The 24,366-nt window shown below is 40.8% G+C and carries 20 protein-coding genes; 9 read left to right on the forward strand and 11 right to left on the reverse strand.

Features of this window, described 5'->3' with window-relative positions:
• Nucleotides 1-2 precede the first annotated feature (2 nt).
• Complete coding sequence (locus GSQ19_RS09905; RefSeq protein ID WP_011317787.1) at nucleotides 3-1,031, reverse strand: glucokinase; 1,029 nt, start codon at nucleotides 1,029-1,031, stop codon at nucleotides 3-5.
• Between the two features lie 43 nt (nucleotides 1,032-1,074).
• Nucleotides 1,075-1,722: a histidine phosphatase family protein gene (locus GSQ19_RS09910; RefSeq protein ID WP_011317788.1), complete on the reverse strand. Its 648-nt coding sequence runs from the start codon at nucleotides 1,720-1,722 to the stop codon at nucleotides 1,075-1,077.
• A gap of 311 nt (nucleotides 1,723-2,033) precedes the next feature.
• Between GSQ19_RS09910 and GSQ19_RS09915 the strand changes: the two genes are divergently transcribed.
• From GSQ19_RS09915 to GSQ19_RS09925, 3 genes are all read left to right on the forward strand, one after another.
• Nucleotides 2,034-2,351 carry a hypothetical protein gene (locus tag GSQ19_RS09915; RefSeq protein ID WP_011317789.1) on the forward strand — a complete coding sequence of 106 codons (318 nt, stop codon included), beginning with the start codon at nucleotides 2,034-2,036 and terminating at the stop codon, nucleotides 2,349-2,351.
• 138 nt (nucleotides 2,352-2,489) lie between these two features.
• The gene (locus GSQ19_RS09920; RefSeq protein ID WP_041456623.1) at nucleotides 2,490-4,217 is read left to right on the forward strand and encodes a succinate dehydrogenase/fumarate reductase flavoprotein subunit; all 1,728 of its coding nucleotides are present in this window, start codon (nucleotides 2,490-2,492) and stop codon (nucleotides 4,215-4,217) included.
• A gap of 203 nt (nucleotides 4,218-4,420) precedes the next feature.
• Entirely contained in the window at nucleotides 4,421-6,076 is a 1,656-nt protein-coding gene (locus GSQ19_RS09925; RefSeq protein ID WP_011317791.1) for a hypothetical protein, read from the forward strand.
• Between the two features lie 492 nt (nucleotides 6,077-6,568).
• Here the strand turns inward: GSQ19_RS09925 and nifV are convergent, their stop codons facing one another.
• The 3 genes from nifV to GSQ19_RS09940 form a co-directional block, all read right to left on the reverse strand.
• Entirely contained in the window at nucleotides 6,569-7,699 is a 1,131-nt protein-coding gene (gene nifV, locus GSQ19_RS09930; protein WP_041456624.1) for a homocitrate synthase, read from the reverse strand.
• Between the two features lie 455 nt (nucleotides 7,700-8,154).
• Nucleotides 8,155-8,571 (reverse strand): DNA polymerase, encoded by a 417-nt coding sequence (locus tag GSQ19_RS09935; RefSeq protein WP_011317793.1) that lies wholly within the window; start codon nucleotides 8,569-8,571, stop codon nucleotides 8,155-8,157.
• A 62-nt stretch (nucleotides 8,572-8,633) separates the two neighbouring features.
• Complete coding sequence (locus tag GSQ19_RS09940) at nucleotides 8,634-9,470, reverse strand: FAD-binding domain-containing protein (protein WP_011317794.1); 837 nt, start codon at nucleotides 9,468-9,470, stop codon at nucleotides 8,634-8,636.
• 220 nt (nucleotides 9,471-9,690) lie between these two features.
• Between GSQ19_RS09940 and GSQ19_RS09945 the strand changes: the two genes are divergently transcribed.
• The 3 genes from GSQ19_RS09945 to GSQ19_RS09955 all read left to right on the forward strand — a co-directional run bounded on the left by GSQ19_RS09945 (nucleotide 9,691) and on the right by GSQ19_RS09955 (nucleotide 12,798).
• Nucleotides 9,691-10,179 carry a hypothetical protein gene (locus GSQ19_RS09945; protein WP_011317795.1) on the forward strand — a complete coding sequence of 163 codons (489 nt, stop codon included), beginning with the start codon at nucleotides 9,691-9,693 and terminating at the stop codon, nucleotides 10,177-10,179.
• Nucleotides 10,180-10,451: 272 nt separating this feature from the next.
• Nucleotides 10,452-11,780 (forward strand): NAD(P)/FAD-dependent oxidoreductase, encoded by a 1,329-nt coding sequence (locus GSQ19_RS09950; RefSeq protein WP_224311623.1) that lies wholly within the window; start codon nucleotides 10,452-10,454, stop codon nucleotides 11,778-11,780.
• A gap of 199 nt (nucleotides 11,781-11,979) precedes the next feature.
• The gene (locus GSQ19_RS09955) at nucleotides 11,980-12,798 is read left to right on the forward strand and encodes an SDR family NAD(P)-dependent oxidoreductase (protein WP_197992837.1); all 819 of its coding nucleotides are present in this window, start codon (nucleotides 11,980-11,982) and stop codon (nucleotides 12,796-12,798) included.
• A gap of 59 nt (nucleotides 12,799-12,857) precedes the next feature.
• Here GSQ19_RS09955 and GSQ19_RS09960 read toward each other — a convergent pair whose 3' ends face one another.
• From GSQ19_RS09960 to folK, 6 genes are all read right to left on the reverse strand, one after another.
• Nucleotides 12,858-13,727, reverse strand: coding sequence for a DUF4435 domain-containing protein (locus GSQ19_RS09960; protein WP_011317798.1), 870 nt, complete (start codon nucleotides 13,725-13,727; stop codon nucleotides 12,858-12,860).
• Nucleotides 13,724-15,070, reverse strand: a complete 1,347-nt coding sequence (locus GSQ19_RS09965) for an AAA family ATPase (RefSeq protein WP_011317799.1) — start codon at nucleotides 15,068-15,070, stop codon at nucleotides 13,724-13,726. Before GSQ19_RS09965 ends, GSQ19_RS09960 begins: the two co-directional genes overlap by 4 nt.
• A complete protein-coding gene (locus GSQ19_RS09970; protein WP_011317800.1) occupies nucleotides 15,060-15,287 on the reverse strand; it encodes a DUF433 domain-containing protein in 228 nt (75 codons plus the stop codon). Before GSQ19_RS09970 ends, GSQ19_RS09965 begins: the two co-directional genes overlap by 11 nt.
• 35 nt (nucleotides 15,288-15,322) lie before the next feature.
• Nucleotides 15,323-16,870, reverse strand: coding sequence for a bifunctional ADP-dependent NAD(P)H-hydrate dehydratase/NAD(P)H-hydrate epimerase (locus GSQ19_RS09975; protein WP_011317801.1), 1,548 nt, complete (start codon nucleotides 16,868-16,870; stop codon nucleotides 15,323-15,325).
• A 162-nt stretch (nucleotides 16,871-17,032) separates the two neighbouring features.
• Nucleotides 17,033-17,581 (reverse strand): NUDIX hydrolase, encoded by a 549-nt coding sequence (locus GSQ19_RS09980; protein ID WP_011317802.1) that lies wholly within the window; start codon nucleotides 17,579-17,581, stop codon nucleotides 17,033-17,035.
• 85 nt (nucleotides 17,582-17,666) lie between these two features.
• The gene (gene folK, locus GSQ19_RS09985; RefSeq protein ID WP_104010010.1) at nucleotides 17,667-18,188 is read right to left on the reverse strand and encodes a 2-amino-4-hydroxy-6-hydroxymethyldihydropteridine diphosphokinase; all 522 of its coding nucleotides are present in this window, start codon (nucleotides 18,186-18,188) and stop codon (nucleotides 17,667-17,669) included.
• Nucleotides 18,189-18,694: 506 nt separating this feature from the next.
• Here folK and GSQ19_RS09990 point away from each other — a divergent pair.
• The 3 genes from GSQ19_RS09990 to GSQ19_RS10000 all read left to right on the forward strand — a co-directional run bounded on the left by GSQ19_RS09990 (nucleotide 18,695) and on the right by GSQ19_RS10000 (nucleotide 24,000).
• Nucleotides 18,695-21,025 (forward strand): transglycosylase domain-containing protein, encoded by a 2,331-nt coding sequence (locus tag GSQ19_RS09990; RefSeq protein ID WP_011317804.1) that lies wholly within the window; start codon nucleotides 18,695-18,697, stop codon nucleotides 21,023-21,025.
• Between the two features lie 271 nt (nucleotides 21,026-21,296).
• Complete coding sequence (locus GSQ19_RS09995; RefSeq protein WP_011317805.1) at nucleotides 21,297-22,850, forward strand: DEAD/DEAH box helicase family protein; 1,554 nt, start codon at nucleotides 21,297-21,299, stop codon at nucleotides 22,848-22,850.
• Nucleotides 22,780-24,000 (forward strand): DUF790 family protein, encoded by a 1,221-nt coding sequence (locus tag GSQ19_RS10000; protein ID WP_011317806.1) that lies wholly within the window; start codon nucleotides 22,780-22,782, stop codon nucleotides 23,998-24,000. The genes GSQ19_RS09995 and GSQ19_RS10000 overlap by 71 nt, the downstream gene beginning before the upstream one ends.
• Nucleotides 24,001-24,366 lie beyond the last annotated feature (366 nt).

The raw sequence follows: 24,366 nt of genomic DNA on the forward strand, positions 1-24,366 counted from the left end.
TGTTATAACCTAGCAGCACACAAAGCAGCACCTATGAGTCCCACTTGTGGGTTAAGAATGATATGCACGGGTATTTCTTCTAGCAGAGGACGCATTCTGCCTTTTTGGCTGAAATTAAGCAAGAAATTGCTATTTTCAATCAATGGCAAGACTTTAGGCGCAATCCCACCCGCAATGTACAAACCGCCGTATGGTAGGAGTTTGAGGGCAAGATTTCCCGCTTCTGCGCCATAGGCATCAATAAATAATTGTAGGGTTTGTTCGGAAAGGCGATCGCTTCCTTGGACTGCGGCTTTACCAATAGCTGCACCAGGATCAACGGTTTTTTCAGCCTGTCCTGCTTGTTGTTCCCAAGTGCGGACAACTTGGGCAATTTCTGGGGATTCTATCGCTAATTTGCGGTCGCGTAAAAATTGATAAATGGCGACAACCCCCTGTCCAGAAACCACCCGTTCCACAGAAACACGCTGGATATCATGTTTATCCAGCAGATATTTCAATAACTGAAACTCTAACTCGTTGCGGGGGGCAAAGTCAGCGTGTCCACCTTCCGATGGGAAAACTTGATACTGGTTTCCCTGTTTAATTAAAAATCCTTGTCCTAATCCAGTACCAGCACCAATAATAGCAATAGGCGCTTCAGTTTGATGTTTACCAGCTTGTAAGGTGAACAAATCTTGTTTACTTAACCCAAAAATCCCATAGCCAACAGCAGCAAAATCATTAATGAGGGAAATGAAGGGGATACTTAATTCTTGTGCTAGCCGTTCAGTATCCAAAAACCAGACTAAGTTGGTCAGCTTGGCAGTATTATTCACCACTGGGCCGGCGATCGCAAAGCAAGCCTTTTCGGGATGACTAGGTATATTAGCCTTGACTAAAAATTGCTGCACCATCGGCACTAAATCGGGAAAATCCCCACTCTGGTAACTTTCCTCATAAATATTGTGCAGTTCCGACGAATTTGATACTTCTACCAATCGCAAAATAGTTTTCGTCCCGCCGATATCTCCTGCTAACAATAAGGTCATAAAAATTATCAGTAAATTTAGTTAGTGGTCAACAGTCAACAGCTTATGCAAATCGGATAACTTCTTCTACCTGAGTCAAATGAGAAGTGTCTCCTTTTAGTTCTAGCAACCAATCCGGGCCATAACGCACAACTTTGACTAAGGAACATAAGGAAGCTTTAACTTCAGTTTTGGCAATTTCTCCTACTAGCCCCATAGCCGCCCCCAGCACAGAAGCCCCATGTGCTACCAACAAAATATTATCTGGAAAACATTCAGTTACTAAACATCGGGCTGTTTGTCCCGAACGCGCCCTGACTTCTTCATGGGTTTCGGGATAGTTGGCTGCAATGCGTGCTGTGTAACCGAGATCAATTCGGGGAAATAATTCTGCTAAGGCTGGAGTTGATAGTTTTTCTGGTTCTTCAGTCATCCAAGCAGGATTAAGCCATTCACTCAAACCCGTTTCTAGATTTATGGGCAAATCCAAAACCTCTGCTACGGCGTTAGCTGTTTGTACTGTTCGCAGAAAAGGAGAAGCAAAAATATGAGTGATCTTTTCCTCTCGTAAACGTTGAGCAAGCTGTTTAGCTTGTACCATCCCATCATCAGACAAGGGTGGATCATAACGTCTTTCTGCGGTGAGAAACCAGTCGGGGTTAACAAAGTCGAGGCGGTTGGCGTGTCTTGCGATCCAGACTATTTGACTCATGGGTTTATTTATTCAGGCGAATTTTATTCGCTGCACACAAAAATAGACACCCATCAAGACGGGTGCAAAACCAATATATGACAAATTTTGTAATCTTTTGTAATGAGTCCTGAGCTAGTTGTCAGTTGTCAGTTGTGATTGGTCAATAGTTCATAGTATTCTTCTTTGCTCCTCTACTCCTCTGCTCCCCTGCTCCCCACTTAGATCATGTGAAGTGATATTACAAACCTTGGAAAAATATTGAGAAATTGTCTGCCTGTCAAACATGGTTTTAACGTAGAACCTATAGGAGAGACTTGAGGCAGAAATAAATGAGCAAAAATAATAATCAAAAATATCGTTTTATCTGTACTTTGACCTTTGGTGATATCTACGGTCAAATAATTGTCTGGTTAATTACTGTTACCCTCAGTTTGGCATCAGCTTTAGCACTAATGGGCGCGAGAAGACCAGTGTATGCTTTAGCAACCGTAGGTCTGGTCGTGCTTTTATCTTTACCTTTCTTGTTGTTTGCTTTTGTAACAACATTATTAAATCATATTGAAGTTATGGCGGTAGAACCAGGAACAAAGACCGAACCTATTCCTGGCAATGTTTCCCAACAACAACCTGTACAAGCCACAAGTTGATATTATTAACTAATGTTGAATTTTGAATTTTGTAAGTTCCCTGTCTACTGGCAGGGAATTTTTTTGTAAAAATGCAAAACTGCTGAGTGAATCACCTCTCTACAATAGAACAGCAGTCTTTTGCAGTCGATGGTTAATATGCTAGAGCATGATGTGATTATTGTCGGGGGTGGGCTGGCGGGATGTCGGGCGGCTGTGGAAATTGCCCGTACTGACCCTAGTTTAAATGTGGCGGTGGTTGCCAAAACTCACCCCATTCGTTCCCACTCTGTTGCAGCTCAAGGTGGTATGGCTGCATCACTGAAGAATGTCGATTCTTCTGATACTTGGGAAGCTCACGCTTTTGATACTGTCAAAGGTTCTGATTATTTAGCAGACCAAGATGCTGTGGCAATTCTGACTCAGGAAGCCCCAGATGTAGTGATAGACCTGGAACATATGGGGGTTTTGTTCTCACGTCTCCCTGATGGCCGCATTGCTCAACGGGCTTTTGGTGGACACTCCCACGATCGCACCTGTTACGCAGCTGATAAGACTGGTCACGCTATTCTACATGAGTTGGTAAATAATTTGCGGCGTTATGGTGTGCATATTTATCAAGAGTGGTACGTGATGCGCCTGATTTTAGAAGAAAATGAGGCGAAGGGTTTAGTCATGTACAGCCTGTTAGACGGGCATATTGAGGTTGTCCGGGCTAAGGCGGTGATGTTTGCCACCGGGGGTTATGGTCGCGTTTATAACACTACTTCTAACGATTATGCCTCTACTGGTGATGGCTTGGCGATGAGTGCGATCGCTGGGTTACCTCTGGAAGACATGGAGTTTGTCCAATTCCATCCCACGGGTTTGTATCCAGTTGGTGTCTTGATTTCCGAGGCTGTGCGGGGAGAAGGGGCGTATTTAATTAATAGTGAAGGCGATCGCTTTATGGCGACTTATGCACCCAGTCGTATGGAACTAGCACCCCGCGATATTACCTCACGGGCGATCGCTTATGAAATTCGGGCTGGACGTGGTGTCAATTTGGATGGCAGCCCTGGTGGCCCCTTTGTCTATCTGGATTTACGCCACATGGGCAAGGAAAAAATTATGAGTCGCGTCCCCTTCTGTTGGGAAGAAGCCCACCGCCTAGTCGGTGTGGATGCAGTCACTCAACCAATGCCAGTCCGGCCGACAATTCACTATTGTATGGGTGGTATCCCTGTAAATACCGATGGTAGAGTCCGCAGCAGTGGCGATGGCCTGGTTGAAGGGTTTTTTGCGGCTGGTGAAACATCTTGTGTATCTGTCCACGGGGCAAATCGTCTCGGTAGTAATTCTTTATTAGAATGTGTAGTTTATGGTAAACGAACTGGGGCGGCGATCGCTCAATATGTACAGAACCGTAAATTACCTGCCATAGATGAACAACGTTACGTCAAACAAGCCCAGCAAGAAATTCAAGCTTTACTGGAACAGCCAGGAGAGTATCGAATCAATCAAGTCCGTCAAGCTTTTCAAGACGCAATGACAGATTACTGTGGCGTTTTCCGCACTCAAGATTTAATGAGTCAAGGTTGGCAAAAAATCACAGAAATACAACAAAAATACAGTCAAATATACTTAGATGATAAAGGCAGTTGTTGGAATACTGAACTAGTAGAAGCTTTAGAGTTGCGGAGTTTAATGATAGTCGGACAGATGATTTTAGCCTCAGCTTTAAATCGTCAAGAAAGTCGTGGCGCACACTTCCGCGAAGATTACCCACAGCGAGATGATACCAAGTTCCTGCAACACACAATGGCTTACTATTCACCTGCGGGGATTGACATTCAATATCGCCCAGTGACAATTACCATGTTTCAGCCACAGGAGAGGAAGTATTAGATACATCTAGTAAATTGAGACGAGAAACGCAAAACTAATACGCTTCTCGTCCCACCCAATAAGCTTAATTTTCTAAGTATCTTTATGGATACATAGCAATAAAAAAACAAAAATTTATAAACTCGTGATGTATGATACTGGAAATAAATGCTTAAACAGTAAGTATTCAAGTTCCTATCATCATTATTCATCACATAACTATCATGTTTAAACTTAGCTCAGAGTTAAAGCATCTTAGTAAGATTACGCTTATAGGATACAGTCTGATATTTTTAGCGATCGCTGTAGGTTTTATCACCAGAATTATTGCCGTTTTTCAATATGTTTCATTTGATATCGGTCAAGATTCTGATCAAGTTAGAGATGCCTTTGCCGTTATTAATATGTGGAAAGGAGAATGGCCGACCCTCGGTCCTCAAGTCACTACTGTAGGTAGACATCATATCCTACCTCTTTATTATTATCTGTTCTTTCCATTTACGATTTTAGGAGCAGATCCAGTTTTTCAAGCATTACCGAACGCTTTATTTTCTTTTTTATCTATTCCCCTATTAATTTATTTAGTTTATCAATTGCTAGAAAATCTTCAAACACAAACGAGAATTTTCTTGAGTGGTTTAGCAGGCTTTTGGTATAGCACTCTTTATGGAGAAATATTTATCAGCAATTTTCAATGGAATCCTAGCTCAATTCCTTTTTTTCTACTGGCTTTTACATTACTGTATTATTGGCAAATGGAGGAAAAATTTTCTTTTTTAGTTCAGACTATACTATGGGCTGGGTATGGATTAGTTTTAGCAATATTAATTAGTTTACATTCTTCAACACTATTTATTATGCCAATAGTGTTTACCATTAGTTGCTTAATTTTTATATATAAAATTACGAAAAGAAAGCGTTACTCATTAATAAGCCTACCTATCATCAGCATTCTGTCGGCTATCCTCGCTTTATTTCCATATTGGGTCGGTGAATTTGGTCGTGGTTTTCGCAATACAAAAATTATTCTTAAAACTGTTATTGGGGCTAAATCATCATCAGACAATTCCGCGTTAATGAGTTTGGGTAAAAGACTGAGCAATATATTTATAAATTATTATAAATTATTACAAGAAGCCTATCTTTGGAATCCGTCATGGATTTATTTAGCCATATCGGTTGTTTTTCTATCTCTAGTTACATACTTAGGAATTACAAAATTTAAGGGAAACAAATATATTTGGTTGATTTGGTGTTCCACATGGGCTATTTATCTTTATGCTGCTTCAAATCTTGATTCAGAAATAACTGTTTTTCACTACAAGATACTTATTTTATTTGCGCCTATTGTTTTAACAATTACATCTCTTGCATATATTGATTTTTCTAACCGTGTAAAACGGATTTTTTATATATGTACTGGCATCATTATTTTCATATCGTGCTTTACTAATTTATTTTATGATTATCAGTTTATGCTAAGTAAATATGGTAATAATCGGGTAATAAACACAGCAGATATAACCCAAATAATCAATCAGTTACCGCCTCGTGCAGTTCTTTGCGACCCTAGAGTTAAAAACCGAAGAAAAGTTAATAACCAGTACAATTACATTGATACTAATATCACGCGGAAAAATATTGAAGTTGTAAATATTTGTACATCTGGTAATTATGTTATTCATCCCAAAAGATTACTTTTTATAGACGGTACTTTCCTGAATGATACAAATTATGAAAAACCATACTATGTAAAATTTACGCCATCAGATTTGCAGAAACTATGGCCAATCTTTAAAATTTCTGATAATGGGATAATTACCAGACCATCACAGCTTTTTTTAGAAACAGATACAGCCAGAGTTTATCTTTTAAATTAAATCAACGGTTGACGGTTGACAGACTTGAAAGCCCTCTGTTTTCCTCATCTAACGTGAACTCGACGAATTTAAAAAACCCCTCTCCAAACCTCTCACGCCAGTTGCTACCCTTCGGGAACGCTGCGCGAACAAGTCGGCAAAGCCGCCCAACGCACTGGCTCCCCTGCAAGAAGAGAGGCTTCAAAACCCTAATTTTTCGTTGAACTTTCAGGATATTTAAGCCCCTCTCCGCGTCGGAGCGAAAAGTCTGAGCGGAGGTTTCCTCCGATGGCTTCGCCAACGCTAAGAGCGAACAGAACTTTTCAAGAGAGAGGGGTTTGGGGAGAGGTCATCGAACTGACGTTAATCTATCTGGCTACGGCTATATCTATCCAGAAATAAAAAGTTTGTTAGGCAATTTGAATTAAAAATTAACGTGAGTCTTCAACAAGGGCGCACGTTAATTTTATTTATAGAGATTTATAGGGAAAGGCAGAGGACAAAGAACCTCATTCAACAGGCACGAAAATGTTGTTTTGTCTGCACTAAATGTAAAAGTTCTTGAGGTGTGAGGCTGCGTTTTTTTTCTACTGATTCTTGTCTAACTGCATCTAAGACAGATTGGGTTTCTTCGTGATTGAGAATAATGTCGTGTTGCTGCAAAATACTGGACAGTAAATGTCTACCAGAATGTTTACCCACAACTAAACGGCGCTCTCTCCCTACTTCTTCTGGTGCAAATGGTTCGTAGGTCTGGGGATTTTGCAGTACACCATGAGCATGAATCCCGGATTCGTGAGCAAAAGTATTTTCACCAACAATTGCTTTCCAAGGTGGTACAGGATGACCTGATGCTGATACTACGAGTTGAGATATTTCCAGTAAACGCCGCGTATCAATTCCTAAATCATGGTGATACAAGTGCTTGAGAGCCATAACCACCTCTTCTAAAGCAGCATTCCCAGCTCGTTCACCCAATCCATTCACAGTAGTATTTACCGATAAAGCGCCTGCTTTGATACCTGCGAGAGCGTTAGCTGTTGCCAAACCAAAATCATTGTGGGTGTGCATTTCTACAGGTATTGTCAAAGATGCCACCAATTGTTTTATTTTGGCGTGGGTAGTAAATGGGTCAAGAATACCTACTGTGTCACAAAAGCGAAACCGTGAGGCACCCCATTCTTGAGCAGCCAGTACTACATCAAGGAGGAAGCTTTCTTCGGCTCTTGATGAGTCTTCACCACCGATGGATACAAATAAACCTTGGTCAACAGCAAAGCTAATACTGTCGTGGAGTTTTTGTAAAACTACTTGCCATTGTCCGTGAAATTTGGCGGCGATTTGGATTGCAGAAACGGGAATAGAGATATGTACTCGCTGTAAACCACAAGCGATGGAAGCCTGAATATCAGAAATCACGGCGCGGTTCCAACCAAGTAGATTGGCGGACAAATTCAACTTCACAATATTAGCGATCGCCTCTTGTTCTGCTTTACCCATTGCGGGTATTCCCACTTCGATTTCATCCACACCGATCGCATCCAGAAATTTGGCGATCGCGATTTTTTCCTCTACGCTAAAAGCAACACCCGCCGCTTGCTCTCCATCGCGTAGTGTAGTGTCATTAATTAGAACTTTATTCATTTGCATAGTGTCTCCGAGGAAACAAAGGTAGATTCTTCGCCTACGTCTGGATAGTACCGTTTCTTAATGAAGATGCACTTTATTCTGTACTGTAGAGACGTTACATACAACGTCTCTACATCATTTATTTGGCGCAAATTCTGGAGAATTGGTATAAGTGCCAAGGTAATCTGACAAAGGATACTCTAAAAGTAAAGGAATTGCTAACCTACATTCAGCAAAAATTTTCAGTACTGCGACAAAACACTCAATTGTTTAAGCCACAGCATTTAGTACTACAAATTAGTCAATGATTTATACAAGCTCTGATTTTTGTGAATAGATGTATGTCTTAACATATCACTCCAATTCATTTATGCACACTGTGGACATAATCATTTGATTGGTGATTTTTGCTAGCTGATGAAACTCACTGTATCTTTGCGTCTCTGTGTGATACGAATTAATAAAATTAACTATTCAAATACATACTTTTCTGCTACTTTCCAATAGCGAGAGAATCGCTTTAAATCTATGTAACCGTCGTAGTCAAAAAACGGTTCTACTTCCCAAACCTCTAATTTTAAAGAACGCTCTATTTCATCACAGATATTATCGAATCTGGGGCTGGGACTATTGGCTGTCGCTACTAAATCAGCATGATGTTCTTTGGCAAAACCTATAATTTCTTGTGCCACATTACCACGGCGAATTTCCACAGGTAACTCTAGCAAGCATTCATAAATAAAAGTGATGCGTTTTAGGCTTAATTGCCATTCTTCTATTAAAGCATCGTCCCAAACCCAAATAGCCGGGGCATCCGGGTATTCTTGTAAGGCTGGGTTGAGGGGACTGAGACAATCACCATGTATCCACACAATTGGTTTATTCATATTAGAAATGGCGAGGATAAATTAGGAAATGGGCAAATGAATAAATGACTAATTATCAATAACTACTTTTTCTTCCCACGTTGCCAACTTTGACTGTTGGGTTGTCTGGTAAATTTTCCTTTGGGAAAAAGTTGCTGTTCTAATTCTTCGTAGCTACCTTCAAAATTGCAATGACCATATAAAGGGCATTTTTGACAATAAATACTTTTGGTATAGCGTTCTAGGTTCTCGCGGTTGAAAAAATATGGTTTTTGACTAAAGGTGCTGGCTACCCATTGCCAGGACATATTATTACTAGCAGGATCACCATCTAAGAGGTGTTCTAGGAACCATTTGGCTCCCTCTTGCCAGCGAATACGCCGCCAATGGACGATGTAGGCAGCTAGCCACATTCTCATATGGTTGTGTAAGTAGCCAGTTTCCCGTAATTCGCGGCTGAAGCTGTCGATACAAACTAATCCTGTTTTGCCTTCTTTGATATCCGTAGCTAAATCAGATGCGTATTCTGCGGGAGTGTAACCAGTCTTATATTCTTCCTGGTCTTCCCAGATACCATTGCCTAGCTTGACATACAATCGCTGCCAATAATCGCGCCAACCTAATTCATTAATGAGTTTTGTAGCATCATCAGAGTGTTTGACGTTATCTAATACATAATCTCGTATTTCTCTCAGGCTCAAAACTCCATAGCGGATGTAGGGTGAGAGTCTGGTTACATCACCAGTCAAAAAGTTACGTGTTTTTGCGTAGGTAGCAGGGTTAACTTTTTGTAGAGCTTTCTGGGCGGCTTGCCTTCCACCCTTGGTATCACTAATATTATCACTTCTTTCTGTGGCTTGGGGAAATTGTTCACGCAGGTAAGCTATTAATTCGTCTCGACTAGCAAATTCACGTAACATAAGCTGATTTAATATACATTAATACAGGTGGCAATATATAGCTAACGGGTTAGATAGTTCCTATACCCTTGTCCAAACCCTTGATTTTTCGTTTTCATAGCCATTCAGATATACCAGATAGCCTCCCAGAATTTTTAATCACTGCATAAAAAGTTGCGAACGGATCTAGTGAGTAAGTGAAGACGTTAATTACAAAAACTTACTGACGGAGTGAATCGATATGCAGGTCTCTACTAAATCTTTGACATTGGCAACTTTGGTAACAACAACTATTATTAGCAACATCTCATTTTTGAGTAGTAACAATCAAGTTTCGGCAAACGTTCCCATATTAAAACAAGGTAATCATCAAATTAATAAGGTGTTTAGTCCTGCACCTTCTATTGTAGGCAATTGGAAAGGATCAATAGGCAGCAAGGGTGATGATGTTAGAACAGTTGTAGAAATAGATGTTTCATCTCAACCTGGAGCTATTAAACAAGGAAGTTGGAAATTTTGGGGTTCTGATGTTAAGACCAACAAAGATATAGTTTTACAAAGTGGTACATTAGTCGCCACAGTTAACAATAATAATACGGTCACTTTATTATTCAAACAGGATGGCAAAAAATTCCTCACATTTAATACTCAGTTGAAAAATGTGAAACAGCTATCTGGTGAGTTAGTTGACAAAACTAATATTCAAATCTATTTGGAGAAAAATAAATAGGTATTGTGGGTTTCTGCAACGAGTCTCTTTGATTTGACGGGGTATAAGGATGTGATGGTTTTCAAAACTTACATCCTCATACCCTTTATTTTTATTTTTGGATGTAAATATTCTGTGAAGGAATCGAGAATATATACATCCTAGAGTGAACGATGAGAATGTTGGCTAGGGTGTGTTTTTTCTGACAACTTATTTATAATTGCTATATTATCAATTTATTACATTTTCTTAATATTCAATAGTTATTGCCAGCCAACTCAATCAAGAGGGGAATGATGAGGAATCGCCGCGTTGTTATTGTTGGTGCTGGATTTGGTGGTTTACAAGCTGCCCAATCTTTAGCTAATTCTGGTGCAGATGTATTACTAATCGATCGCCATAATTATCATACTTTTGTTCCGTTACTTTATCAGGTAGCCACCGGGCAAATAGAACCAGAATATATTGCTTACCCCATCCGGACGATTTTGCGTCGTTTCTCTTTTAACTATAGAAGGCAACATCAAAAGCCTCAAGTTCAGTTTCTCATGGCTGAGGTTGAGCAGATTGATTTTTCTGGGCAGATTGTCAAAACAGCTAAGGGTGCAATTGATTATGACTTTTTGGTGCTGGCGACTGGTAGTCGGACTCAGTTTTGGGGAGTTAGCGGCGCTGAAGAATACGCTTTTCCCATGAGAAGTTTAGAAGAAGCTGTTGCCCTACGCAATCATATTTTTTCCTGTTTTGAACAAGCTATTCAAGAATCTGATGCAGCAAAACGGCGACAATTACTAACTTTTACCATTGTAGGTGGTGGTGCAACTGGGGTGGAGATGGCCGGTGCTTTGGTAGAGATGCTGCGCGGCTGCTTGCGTCGGGATTATCCCACCATAGGTTTTGGGGAAGTGAAAATAATTCTAGTGCAATCGGGCGATCGCTTATTAGTGGAATTTCCCAAAAAGTTAGGAAACTACACTTACAAAAAATTGCATCAGCTAGGAGTTGAAGTTTATCTGCAAACGAGAGTCAGCCAACTTACACAAGGATTTGTCCACCTAGAAAACGCGGAAATTATTCCCTCCGCCAGCGTGATTTGGACTGCGGGTTTAGAAGCCAACCTCCCTGGAGTCTTAGAGGAGTTACCTGTGGCGCATAAGGGCAAAATTGTAGTTCATCCCACTTTACAAGCGTTGGAACATCCCAATGTATATGCAATTGGGGATTTGGCTTATGTGGAAAAGAACGGTAAGTCATTATCTGGAGTTGCACCGGAGGCGCTTCAGCAAGGTGTGGCGGTAGCACGCAATATTCAGCAGCAAATACGAGGAAAATCACCAAAGCCTTTTAACTATTTCAATAAAGGTAGATTGGCAATTATTGGCTGTTATTCGGGTGTGGGGAAAATTGGTGCGTTTGCTTTTACAGGTTTCTTGGCTTGGTTGATGTGGCTGGGAGTTCATCTAGTTTATCTTCCCGGCTACCGCAGTCGTTTGCTAGTGTTACTCACTTGGGTACATACTTATTTAGGGAGCGATCGCCACGTTCGTGTAATTTTGTCTAGTAAGACCATGAGTGTGCAGCATCGTCTAGCAGATTTGCCTTACCTCCAAGAATCTCGTTAATACCAATCTCTGCAATAGCATTTAAACGCCTATGGTGTACACCCATCTGTGTACTCGGATAAAAGGTGGCTTTGTGGCTCATCAATCAAGAAAATACACACATAGAAAGAGACATTAAAGACTCAGATGATATTTCATGGACTTGTATTCAAGCATTTTCAGGTGTTTCTGTATTGTAGAAGCTCAAGTCAACAGTTATATGACTAATACAGTAATTATCACAGGCGCATCTCAAGGTATTGGCAAAGCCACAGCATTATTATTTGCCCGTCAAAATTATAATGTTGTGCTGGCAGCTCGCCAACCTGATCGTTTAGAAGCGATCGCCACCGAGATACGGGAACTGGGACAAGAAGCGATCGCCATTCCTACCGATGTCAAAGATGCTACACAAGTTAATAACATGATACAAAAGGCGATCGCTCATTTTGGTCAAGTAGATGTATTAATTAATAATGCAGGTATCTTTTGCTTGGGTTCTGTAGAAAATTTCAGCTTAGAAGATCGGCATCAAATTATTGACACTAATTTGTGGGGTTATATTCATACCATTTATGCCATATTGCCCTATTTTCTCCAGCGTTGTGCAGGAACTATTGTGAATGTCAGTTCTATTGGTGGTTTAGAACCTATTCCTTACCATGTGCCTTACACAGCCAGCAAATACGCCATAACAGGGTTGACAAAATCCCTACACGCAGAATTATCACCTAAAGGCATTCACGTTAGCGGCATTTATCCCAGCTTCATCAGCACCCAACTTATGGAACGAGCAATTTTCCGTGGTAAAGATGAAGAAATAGCGCAAGCACGGACTGAATTAGTAGGTAAGGCGATTCAAATGCCTGTACTAGAAAAACCAGAAGATGTAGCCAAAGCAATTTGGAGTGCAGTCAAAAACAAGCGTTCTGATGTCGTCGTAGGTTCAGCTAACTTTTGGAAGGCGGCTTATCAATTGACTCCTAGTTTGATACAGTCTCTTGTCCGGCGCGTCTTTGGCATGGAAGAACGCAAATAAGTTGATGCTCATCATGCCTGGTTGTTATTTTGGTGTGGAAAAAATGCTGATAAAGACTGCTACTGCATAGTATTCCGTAAAATCTGAAATGGCTGATTTTTATTTTCCCATACACGAATATCTGAATATATTTGTGTCTCACGAAAATAAACATCTTCATAAGCCAGCCGCAAAATACGCTCAAGACTTTTTGGTTCAATGTCGCTAGGTTTGTTGCTTCCTAAAACTTTGCGTAAACTAAGAGACAGAATTTCTACTAAATCATGACCACAACATACTTGCCAGGGATCATAATTATTGCTTTTCTGGTTTAATAGTTTTTGTTGTAAGTCTTCATCCTTCAAAGAAAAAGCCTGAGATTTATTTTTTACTTCCTTAATCAATTTAAGTTCATCAATTAGCAGAGTTTGTTCATCAATAAATTTACTAAATGTAATCCCATCAAATGTTAAATTTAGTTCATTACTTAAAGAAATGAAAAGTAAATATCCTACTACAATAGCAGCTTCAAGTAATGCTAATCTGATATCTCGCCGAAACTGATTAATTTTCTCTTCAGAACCAAACTCAGCAATTAATTTATCTAATGCTGGTGATTTAATCAGCATAGTTTCTAAATCATGGGTGTCGGTGCGAATCAAATTAGGACTGCTATATGAGAAAGTTGTCAAACGCTCAAAATCTGCATCGACAATTGCTAACACTCCTGGAAAATCTGATTGTTCCAAAATTTTCAGCACTGCAATAACACGTTGCTTGCTAGAAGGCTTTCCCGAAACTGTATGTACTTGACAGGTTAATTTGTCAGTAAATCGCTCATAAAATATTTTATCAGAACCACCTTCTACTAGTAAAAAAGTGCCTGTATAAGTACTTCTTAGTAATCTTATTTTATTAGCATCGCGGTCAACAGAAAGAAAATCCCTCACTTTTCTGGCCTTTTTAATTCAACCGTCAAATCCCACCGATCTTGAATAATATCTGGCGAATGTGTAGCCATAAGAATATCTAAGTCTGCAAGCTTGGTGATTTCTTGCAAATCTTTTAAAAACTGAACTTGCCACCCCACATGAAGTGATATTTCTGGCTCATCAATTAAGACTAGAGAATTAGGTTGGACTTTAAATAATAGTTCATAAAGTAGGACTAATTCATGTTGTTCACCAGATGATAAATCTGTAGGTGAGAGATTTTTGGAATTAGATGACGATGAATTGTAAAGCGTCGTAAAAATAAAACCTTTTTCTTTACTAAAGTTTATTTCTTTATAAGAATAGGCAAATTTATTATTAATTATTTTTTTTAATAAATCTATTTTACTTGCTATATCATCAAAAACACTCAGTTTTTTTTCCACATCTTCAATATATACTGATAAAGCATTTTTAGTACTTTCATCTATATCTTGTGGCTGGATTTGAAATTCGGAATCTTCATCGTTATCTAAAAGTCCCACTTCTATCAGACGAGAGCGAGTTGCTTCAAGCTCATTTAAATTTTGACGCAGTTGGTTATCCGTTATATCTGCTGATGGCTGTTGCTTCACTACTCTAATAGGAAAAGTTCTATCAAGAGACTGAGATACTTTACCGTATTCCTGAAATTTATCCTGCATCAATTTAGCGAGTTCATCAGAATAAGCAGAAACTGTTGATATCATTGAATATTTGTTAGATGAACCATTAGGAGATAAGTTCAACAAGCGTTGTGATTCAATAAGTCGAATACGAATATATTTTTTTATATTTTCTAACCATTTAGGTTCTTCTTGAGATTTTAATTTTGGGTTTGGGGGAACATCTATTAAATTATATTTGACTCTTTCTAAAGAAGTAGTTCCTTCATTAGAAACCTGGAAAGTTCTTACCAATGCTTCTAGTTCTTCTATGTCAAACCGAGCGGAACGAAAAGTATTTACTGCTTTATAAGTATTATAAGGATACAATGGCTTCAAAGAGACAGAAACTGGCTTTGAATCGTTTTCATAAAACTTGAGAATAATATCACTGTCGTCTACATTCTCTAACTCTTTCGTATATTTTATTATTTCGATACTACTGTTATTATTAAATTCAAGCCTGAATATATTAAATGGAATATCGATTAATTCTGAATATCTAGAGTTAAAAAAACTATTTAAAATTCTTAATATCGCTGTTTTACCAAAACCATTTGGCCCATGAATAATAGTGATTCGCTCATCCATATTTAATGGAATCACATGATCAAAAATGCCAAACAAGCCACTGACGGAAATTTGCTTAATTCGCATACTCATCAAGTCCTTTAGACTCACTGTCAGCAAAAAATTCTAAACAAGCTTGAATGTCTTCTGCTGTTAATTCGGGAAAGTCTTCTAAAATGTCTGCATGGAACATACCAGCAGCCAACCACCCCAAAACATCGTACACTGTAATTCGCATTCGTCGAATACAGGGCTTACCACCTCTTTTATCTGGTTCAATAGCGATAATATTGCGATCGCTCATAGTCTTTTTAGTATTATTCTTAAGTCTAGAGCAGCCTAAGAGCGACCAACAATCACTTTCAACAAATACTGTGACAACGTAAATGCGTCCACGCCTAACTCTGTACGCTCACTGGCGGCTAAAATACCTGCTTGTCCGTGCCACCATGCAGCCGTAGCCACAATATCCTCTACAGGTATTGCTTTATTTACCGCTTGTGCCAACAATCCACCCAATAACCCCGTTAACACATCGCCACTACCACCACGAGCTAAAGCTGGTGTACTTTCAGGATTAATCCATACTGAACCTTGAGGATTGGCTATGGCAGTTCTCGCTCCTTTTAACAATACCACTGCACCGCTTTGGGCTGCTGCTTCCTGCACGGCTTTGACTCTATCGCCTTTAGCATCAGCAATATCAGGAAACAATCGGTGAAATTCGCCTGTATGGGGTGTGAGTACTGTTGCAGCTTGGCGCTGTTGTAATGTGAGGATTGTTCCCAACTGTGCCAAAATATTTAAACCATCAGCATCGAGAACTAAAGGGCGATCGCTTGCTAATACTTCCTGCACAATAGATATAGCATCTTTCGTTAAACCAGGGCCGCAGGCGATCGCACTAAAGGAACTTAAGTTAGTATTCTCTGGTAATTGTAGTTGAGCGATGGCTCCAGTTTCCGTCTCTGGACAACCAATCACTAAAGCTTCTGGCAAATGTGATACCAACAGCTGCTTGAGAGATTCGGGTACAGCAATTGATAACATCCCGACACCGCTACCCCTAGCACCCAAAGCCGTCAAAATTGCCCCACCTGCATAACGGCGAGAACCACAAATCAATAGTAAATGCCCTTCTTTATACTTGTGCGTCACTGGTGGACGAGGTAAAGGCAAAGTAGATAAGGCTGTTGTTGGTGTAATGCGTTTGACTTTGGGTACATCACCCAATACAGCTTGCACATCAGCCCAGGGAATATCAAAATCAATTAACTCAGCTTTGCCAATATAATCTAAAGCCTGATCCTGCAACAAACCTTGTTTCCATAAACCTAAGCACAAGGTATAGTTGGCGCGAATCGCCGTCCCTAAAACCTCGCCTGTATCAGTGTGCAAACCCGAAGGTAAATCAATACTGATAATTGGCTTGTTCCATTCATTCAACTGATTAATTACTGAAGCGATGGGATCAGTAATTTCTCTTTCTAAACCAAACCCAAACAACCCATCAACCAAAAAATCACAATCTGGTAATTGCTCAATTTCTTGATAACAAGGTATACCTAAACTCTGAGCGTATTGTAAATGTTGTGATGTTAACTCCTTCAGCTTATCAAAAGGCAAATAAATCCAAACATCATAACCCCTAAAATGCAGTTCCCTTGCCACAACCAACCCATCACCGCCGTTATGTCCTGGCCCTGTGAGGATTCCTACATGATTAGATGGTTCCCAAATCTCTTGAATGCGTTTGGCAATTAATCCCGCTACTTTTTCCATCAAAGCAGATACAGGCATTCCGGCTGCAAATATACGCGCTTCTATATCTCGCATTTGTGCAGCAGTAACTACAACTTGGGAAATGTGTTTGTTTCTATTGAGCATTTCACCCTGCTATTCATTATTTGACCTGTTTTTCGACAGTTGCAATAGCCCCAGCTTGCCAAAATTGATCGCTTCCACCAATAAGAATACAAATAATTTAGTAGGGGCGCACAAATAACTGTACGCCCCCACTAAAAATCTATCTATATCAGCCAGCCGACTTTAAACTAAAAACGGCCGTGCTAAGAAAAAGCTAGTAATTGACTTCGCGTCTATGGGTTCCCCGTCCAGAATGGCTCTTTCCAGTTCTTCTGGTGTTAACAGTACAGTCTCAATATCTTCGTCATCATCTTGTTTTGGCGGTGTATCGAGCTTTTCCAAATCTCGTGCCAGGAAAGCGTAGATAATTTCGTCGGAATAGCCGGGTGCGAGGAAAAATTCGCCTAATTTATCCCACTTTTGGGCGCTATAACCAGTCTCTTCTTCTATTTCGCGCTTGACTGTTGTTAAGGGATCTTCTGTCGTTTCTAAAGTTCCTGCGGGAAATTCGAGTATCCGTCCTTGCACAGCAAAACGATATTGGCGGACGAGTACAAGTTTACCTTCTGGCGTTACAGGCACAGCTAAAGCGCCGCCGGGGTGACGAATGCACTCCCATTCTCCTTCAGCTTTGTTAGGTAAACGCAAGCGATTAACTTCAAAATCAAACTTGCGCCCTTTATAGAACAAGCGCTGTTTTAATAGCTGTGGTAATTCTCTACCTAATGGCATAATTTAAGCTTGTTTTGTCTTAAATAGCACAGATAAACACTGGAATTGATTGTTCTATCAGCGTTTTCTGCTCTGGGTAATGATTTTAACTGCCCTTTAACAAATGTACATCAGAACAGTCTACCTTTTTTACCAGCTCTCTAATTACATATCCGGAAATTGGTTCTAACCAGTCGGGCGCAATCTCCGCTAGAGGTACTAAAACAAAGGCTCGCTCTTGCATTCGCGGATGGGGTATTTGGAGAGTTGGTGTATCAATAATTAAGTCATCATACAATAACAAATCCAAGTCTAGCGATCGCGGCCCCCAGCGTTCTTGACGCACCCGCCCAAATTTCTGTTCTATTGCTAGTAATGTTTCTAGCAATTCTAGCGGACTCATCTGTACTTGTAAGCTGATGCAACCATTGATGTAGTCTGGTTGTGGCGGCCCCACGGCTTTAGTTATATACCAACTGGATTTTGCTGTTAGTTGAATACCTGCAATCGCCGCTAACTCTGCTGTAGCAGCTTCTAATATTGCTAAAGAATCACCGATATTACTACCAAGAGCGATCGCACTTGCCTGTATCTTTGGTTTAAACTCTGCATCGTGCTTTGTGAATATTTCTGGGCTATTTTTTTTGTTCTCAACAGACAATATGATTTAATTTGTTGTTATTTTACAAACATTGATTACTTAAATACTATAGCACTCATGCCTATCTGACGATGGCTTCTAGCTAAAGATCCCCAACTTCTCTAAAAAATTGGGGATCATGTTGCTCAAAAATAATTGAAAACAGCTTCAAAGACTTAAAAACGGCTATTATATCAGGGTTTGACGTTATAAGAAAACAAAATTAATTAGGTCTTTATTAATTTCCTGAGGTAATTACAAGTTGAAATGTTGCTTGTTTAACATTTACTTTAAAAACATTTTTCTGTAGCAATGAATTCAGTTAATTGTTTATAGGATATTATACTAACACGAACGTCTTGCACGAAACTCTAATCTATCCCTTAAGAGTTAGTGCAGAATATTCTGCACCGAACTAATGTGGAGAAACTTAACCTCCAGGTTCAAGCAATCAGCAAATAAATTTGAGTGACTCTGACAAGGGGGAACCGCGCTTGCCACCTAGTAATCGTTACGAGCAAGAGGAAACCACAAACGAGAACTTACCGCCAACGCAGGTGGTAAGACAAAGAAAATTATTAAACCAGATAAGTGGTATAACATCTGGGATTGTTACTAGGTTTACAAGCCGTGAACGCCCAATTTATCGCCGTGTATGGTTTTGGGCGGGCTTAAGTGTAGGCGGTGGCATCATTGCCTTCAACTACTTATTAGGGGAAATTGATAAAACTTTACCTGATAAAGCGGAATTGCAAGCTGTCGTCCGTGAGCAAACAATTACCATCAAAGCTGTTGATGGCACTATATTACAACAGCAAGGCGAAGCAACCAGAGAAAAAGTCAATCTGGAGAAGATGCCTGAGATCCTCAAAAAAGCTTTTATTGCCTCCGAAGACAGCAGATTCAGTCAGCACCAAGGTATTGACCCCCAAGGGATTGTCAGAGCAGCCGTCAATAATTTGCGATCGCAAAATGTGGTAGAAGGTGGTAGCACGATTACTCAACAGTTATCACGGATTCTTTTCCTCAAACAAGAGCGTACAGTTTGGCGCAAACTCAAGGAAGTACGCCTTGCCCAAAAGCTAGAACAAGAATTAACCAAAGACCAGATTTTAGAGCGTTATTTAAATTTGGTATATTTAGGTGCAGGGGCTTACGGTGTAGCAGATGCAGCCTGGGTTTACTTTAGTAAACCAGTAGACCAACTTACCCTCCCGGAAGCGGCAACAATCGCGGGAATGCCCCCTGCACCGAGCTTATTTTCACCAGACAAAAACCCAGAAGCAGCCAAACAACGACGAAATTTGGTATTGCAACGGATGGAAAAAGAGGGCTTTATTACACCAGCCCAAAGGCAAGAAGCCACTCAAGCAGCAATTACCCTCAAACCTAGTTTACCCAAGCGGTTACAAGTAGAATCCCCCTACTTCACCAGCTATATTCAGCAAGAATTACCCAAGTATGTTTCCCCCCAAGTGTTAGCAAATGGGGGTTTAACTGTGGAAACTAGCTTAAACCCAACTTGGCAGCAAGCCGCAGAAGCAGCCGTTGCTAAAACTTTACGCAATCAAGGACGATGGCAAAACTTCAAACAAGCAGCTTTAGTCGCCATTGACCCCCGTAATGGGGAAATTAAGGCAATGGTTGGGGGTCAGGACTTTGGTAAAAACCAATTTAACCGTGTTACCCAAGCACAACGTCAGCCAGGTTCTACATTTAAAGGTTTTGTCTATGCGACTGCGATCGCCACTGGCAAAAACCCCTACGATACTTATGTAGATGCTCCCTTGGTAGTCGATGGTTACGAACCGAAAAACTACGGGGAAACCTTCCGAGGCACAATGAATATGCGCGATGCCCTCACCCGTTCGGTGAATGTGGTAGCGTTGAAAGTCATGCTAGATGTAGGATTTGAGCCAACAATTCAACTAGCCAAGAACATGGGGATTAAATCAAAACTCAATCCTCATTATTCTCTAGCCCTTGGTTCTAATGAAGTCAATCTCTTAGAGTTAACCAGTGCTTACGGCAGTTTTGCCACCCAAGGTTTACACTCGGAACCTCATGGCATCCGTCGTATCCTCAACCGCAAAGGCGAGGTCATCTGGTCAGCAAAATTTGACTCGAAGCGAGTGCTTGATCCTACTAGTGCCGCTATTATGACCTGGATGTTGCGTAACGTGGTCGAAGCAGGCACAGGTGCAGCCGCCCAACTGCCTAATAGACCCGTTGCTGGTAAGACAGGCACATCTGATGAAGCCCGCGATTTATGGTTTATTGGCTATATTCCCCAAGTAGTTACAGGGGTTTGGTTAGGTAACGATAATAATCGTCCTACTTATGGTAGTAGTGGCAGTGCTGCTTACACTTGGCATGAATTTATGGAAAAAGCTGTAGAGGGAATGCCAATAGCAAAATTTCCCGAAAGACCAAAACTGGAAGGTCGCAAAGGCAGTATTAAAGCAAAACCCATCAAAGCCAAACAAATTCTCAATCGTCCTCTGACACCTAATGAAGAATCAGTGCAAGAGACTGGTTCATCAACCAGACGCAGAAGACGCTCCCAACGATTAGAAGAAACCACTCCCACTGATTCACCTAGAAGACGTAGACGATATCGTAGCCAAGAATCAGTTTCTAGTGGTAGTGAAGAATCACCCCGTAGAAGACGGCGCAGAGCAGTTGTAGAATCAGATACTTCAGAACCAACCCGCAGGTCTCGACGGTCTTCATCCACAGTAGATAATAGTTCTGGCTCAGCAAGTTCTGCACCAACACCTTCCTGGCGGGAAAGACTTAGACCTAAGTCATCTTCTTCTAACTAACTTAGGTTTTTAGCTATTATGGCTGGGGACTGGGGACTGGGGACTGGGTGAAAAGTCTTGTTGTGTCTAGGTTGTATCATCTGTATGATGTCCTAACACTACTGGCGACAGCTATAATTAATGGGTTATTGGGCAAGGTTGATCAGACTTGTGTGTGTAGACGGTAGCCTAGCAGGGGAGGGGTTCTTCTTGGAACACGGAATTGGTATTCTAGTACCAGTTCCCATCACCCCTTATTCTGAAAGAGGTTCCCAAACTCCCCAATTTCCCAATGGCTCGTACTCCCACCTTAACCTACGATCGCGGTACACTAATTCTGCATCCACCACCACGGGGCAAAGCCTGGATGGATTATGCTACGTGGGATGATAGGGTAGAAAAATTTCGGATTCCGGCGATGAGATACCGCGCTGTGGTGGAAGCATTGCAAGCCGAAGATGTGTTTTTTGTCGATGAAGCCAAGCAATTTTACCCCATCGATTTGGTTCCCAGTTTAGAAATGGAACCCTATCCCCATCAGAGTGAGGCTCTAGCAGCTTGGAAACTGGCGGGAAGACAGGGGGTCGTGGTGCTACCCACGGCGGCGGGAAAGACTTATTTGGCGCAGTTGGCGATGCAGGCCACACCACGGACAACCTTAATTGTGGTGCCGACTTTAGATTTGATGCACCAATGGTATGCTCATTTGGTGGCGGCGTTCCCCGATGCTGAAGTGGGTTTACTAGGGGGTGGTTCACGGGACAAATCACCCATCTTGGTTGCAACTTACGATAGTGCAGCCATTCACGCCGAAGCCTTGGGGAATCAGTATGCTTTGATTGTGTTTGATGAGTGCCATCATTTACCTACAGATTTTAGCAAGGTGATTGCCGAATATGCGATCGCTCCCTACCGTCTGGGATTATCAGCCACCCCAGAACGCACCGATGGTAAACACGCCGATTTAAATATTCTCATTGGACAGGAAGTTTATCGCAAACGTGCTGAGGATTTGGCGGGGAAGGCGTTGGCTGAACACGAAATTGTGCAGATTAAAGTGAAGTTATCTCAGCAGGAACGGGAAAGATACAACAATTTAATTCAAATTCGCAACGATTTCTTACGCCAATCAAAGGTTTCTTTGGGTAGTATACAAGGCTGGCAGATGTTTGTGCAGATGAGTGCGCGATCGCAATCTGGACGTAGAGCCATGTTAGCCCACCGCGAAGCTAAAGAAATCGCCTTGGGGACTGATAGCAAGTTGAGAGTTTTAGCCAATTTACTCACCAAGCATTATCCAGAACGGGTGTTAATTTTCACAGCTGATAATGCTACCGTTTATAAAATATCTCAAGATTTACTGATTCCCGCCATCACTCATCAAACACCAGTCAAAGAACGCCACGAAATATTAACTAAATTTCGAGAAGGTGAATATAATACTTTAGTTGCTTCCCATGTATTGAATGAAGGTGTTGATGTGCCGGCTGCTTCTATCGCCATTATTTTATCTGGGACAGGCTCAACTAGAGAATATATTCAACGTTTAGGTAGGATTTTACGTAAGGGAAATATTCAAAATAAACAGGCGATTTTATATGAAGTGATAGCGGAAGATACCAGCGAGGAAAATACTTCTGCACGGCGACGAGGGGAAGAAAGACAAGGAAATTTGCAGGTTATTTATGGTAGTGGTAAGGGAACAACTGCTAAAGCTGCCGAGCAAATAGAAATTAATTATGTAGTCGATAATTCATCAGCCAACAACCAGGGAAATGCTACCAACGGAACTCCTAAGCCATCGCCTAAACGGCGAAGAAATAATACCAAAAAGACTGAAGATTGATCAGAAAACAATTGATTTAACCAATGAATTAATCAGTTGTTTTCAAGCAGCACAAGGTAAGACTCAAGGCTTTTTGGAAAATCAACTTTTGGATTTAGAAGGAGACGCTACAGATTATCGAGTTAAGCGGGGTTTAGCTTACATTATCAAAAGCAATTTCTGCACCTTTGAAGTAGTGAGTCCTCTAGAACCACCAATATTGAGAGAAAGAGTGTTTTCCTTGGCTGCGAAATCCGCACCTAGTCGGGAATCAACACAACTGACATTGAGCAAAATTGCTGATGAATTAACTCAAGAATTAGAACGGGAAATTTTACTAGAACAAGTCCGTGATGGACTTTATGCTGATTTGTCTGAAAATAAGATTTTGACAAACTTTGATGTTCCCACACCAGTAGATATATTAAATCGCTATAACTTGTCCCAGGTGCAGGGAATATTCTATAAAGCGAGTAAGTTAATTTTAAATGCTCATCGCAATGTTCCAGGGGAATATAAACTCTTATTCCGCTATCTCAAGCTATTTCAACTCATGGCTTACATTGAAGGTGATGCTGACCACGGGTTTACAATTACCGTTGACGGGCCGACCAGCTTATTTAATTCTAGTACACGCTATGGGTTAGCGATCGCCAAACTTATCCCCGCCTTACTTCATGTCACCAAATGGAGTCTAGCAGCCACATTACAAACCCGTGATGTCTACACAGATACATGGAAAACAGGCAGATTTACCCTTAATTCCGAATGCGGTTTAGTCTCTCATTACTCCAAAGGTAAACCCTACGATAGTATGCTAGAAGCATCCTTTGCTGATAAATGGGATGCCTTAAAAACAGCATGGGCATTAGAAAGAGAAGTAGATTTAATTCCCATTCCTGGGAGTGTGATGATTCCCGACTTTCGCTTAGTTCATCCTGATGGTAGAGAATTTTTATTAGAAATAGTTGGTTATTGGCGACCAGAATATTTACAAAAAAAGTTTTCTCAAGTCCGGCGTTCTGGTTGCGATAATTTAATCTTGGCAATCTCGGAAAGATTGAATTTGGAAAAAGCCGGAGTTAAGTTAGATAATGTGCCGGCAAAAATCATTTGGTTTAAAGATAAATTATTACCAAAATCTGTTTTAGCCGTGTTGGATGAAACCTAGTACTTAGACCATTTCTTGATAAAGATGCACTTTATTCTGTATTTTAGAGACGTTGCATAGATGTAACACCATTTCACTAAAATTCTGATACAAATCCGAACCCAGAAACCTCTGCAAAATATAGGTTTCTTAATTTTGAATTTTGAATTGGTATAAGGGTTTTGAAGCAGAGTTAGTATTATTTAACATGAGTTCGATAAATTTGGAAGAACCCCTCTCCAAACCTCTCTCCGACGCGGGGCTACTGTGTACACACAAATCCTCTGATCCCCCTAAATCCCCCTTAAAAAGGGGGACTTAAAGAAAAATTCCCCCTTTTTTAAGGGGGGCTAGGGGGGATCAAAATGCTACTAGGCAACTTTATCA

It is taken from the genome of Trichormus variabilis 0441 (assembly GCF_009856605.1).
GTDB lineage: Bacteria > Cyanobacteriota > Cyanobacteriia > Cyanobacteriales > Nostocaceae > Trichormus > Trichormus variabilis.

Excerpts from the sequence above, each read along its gene's own strand:
- GSQ19_RS09905 (WP_011317787.1), bottom strand. The coding sequence starts at position 1,031 with ATGACCTTATTGTTAGCAGGAGATATCGGCGGGACGAAAACTATTTTG.
- GSQ19_RS09995 (WP_011317805.1), top strand. The coding sequence starts at position 21,297 with ATGGCTCGTACTCCCACCTTAACCTACGATCGCGGTACACTAATTCTG.
- GSQ19_RS09925 (WP_011317791.1), top strand. The coding sequence starts at position 4,421 with ATGTTTAAACTTAGCTCAGAGTTAAAGCATCTTAGTAAGATTACGCTT.
- GSQ19_RS09910 (WP_011317788.1), bottom strand. The coding sequence starts at position 1,722 with ATGAGTCAAATAGTCTGGATCGCAAGACACGCCAACCGCCTCGACTTT.
- GSQ19_RS09980 (WP_011317802.1), bottom strand. The coding sequence starts at position 17,581 with ATGCCATTAGGTAGAGAATTACCACAGCTATTAAAACAGCGCTTGTTC.
- GSQ19_RS09945 (WP_011317795.1), top strand. The coding sequence starts at position 9,691 with ATGCAGGTCTCTACTAAATCTTTGACATTGGCAACTTTGGTAACAACA.
- GSQ19_RS10000 (WP_011317806.1), top strand. The coding sequence starts at position 22,780 with ATGCTACCAACGGAACTCCTAAGCCATCGCCTAAACGGCGAAGAAATA.
- GSQ19_RS09935 (WP_011317793.1), bottom strand. The coding sequence starts at position 8,571 with ATGAATAAACCAATTGTGTGGATACATGGTGATTGTCTCAGTCCCCTC.
- GSQ19_RS09955 (WP_197992837.1), top strand. The coding sequence starts at position 11,980 with ATGACTAATACAGTAATTATCACAGGCGCATCTCAAGGTATTGGCAAA.
- nifV (WP_041456624.1), bottom strand. The coding sequence starts at position 7,699 with ATGAATAAAGTTCTAATTAATGACACTACACTACGCGATGGAGAGCAA.
- GSQ19_RS09940 (WP_011317794.1), bottom strand. The coding sequence starts at position 9,470 with ATGTTACGTGAATTTGCTAGTCGAGACGAATTAATAGCTTACCTGCGT.
- GSQ19_RS09975 (WP_011317801.1), bottom strand. The coding sequence starts at position 16,870 with ATGCTCAATAGAAACAAACACATTTCCCAAGTTGTAGTTACTGCTGCA.
- GSQ19_RS09970 (WP_011317800.1), bottom strand. The coding sequence starts at position 15,287 with ATGAGCGATCGCAATATTATCGCTATTGAACCAGATAAAAGAGGTGGT.
- GSQ19_RS09920 (WP_041456623.1), top strand. The coding sequence starts at position 2,490 with ATGCTAGAGCATGATGTGATTATTGTCGGGGGTGGGCTGGCGGGATGT.
- GSQ19_RS09950 (WP_224311623.1), top strand. The coding sequence starts at position 10,452 with ATGATGAGGAATCGCCGCGTTGTTATTGTTGGTGCTGGATTTGGTGGT.
- GSQ19_RS09965 (WP_011317799.1), bottom strand. The coding sequence starts at position 15,070 with ATGCGAATTAAGCAAATTTCCGTCAGTGGCTTGTTTGGCATTTTTGAT.
- GSQ19_RS09915 (WP_011317789.1), top strand. The coding sequence starts at position 2,034 with ATGAGCAAAAATAATAATCAAAAATATCGTTTTATCTGTACTTTGACC.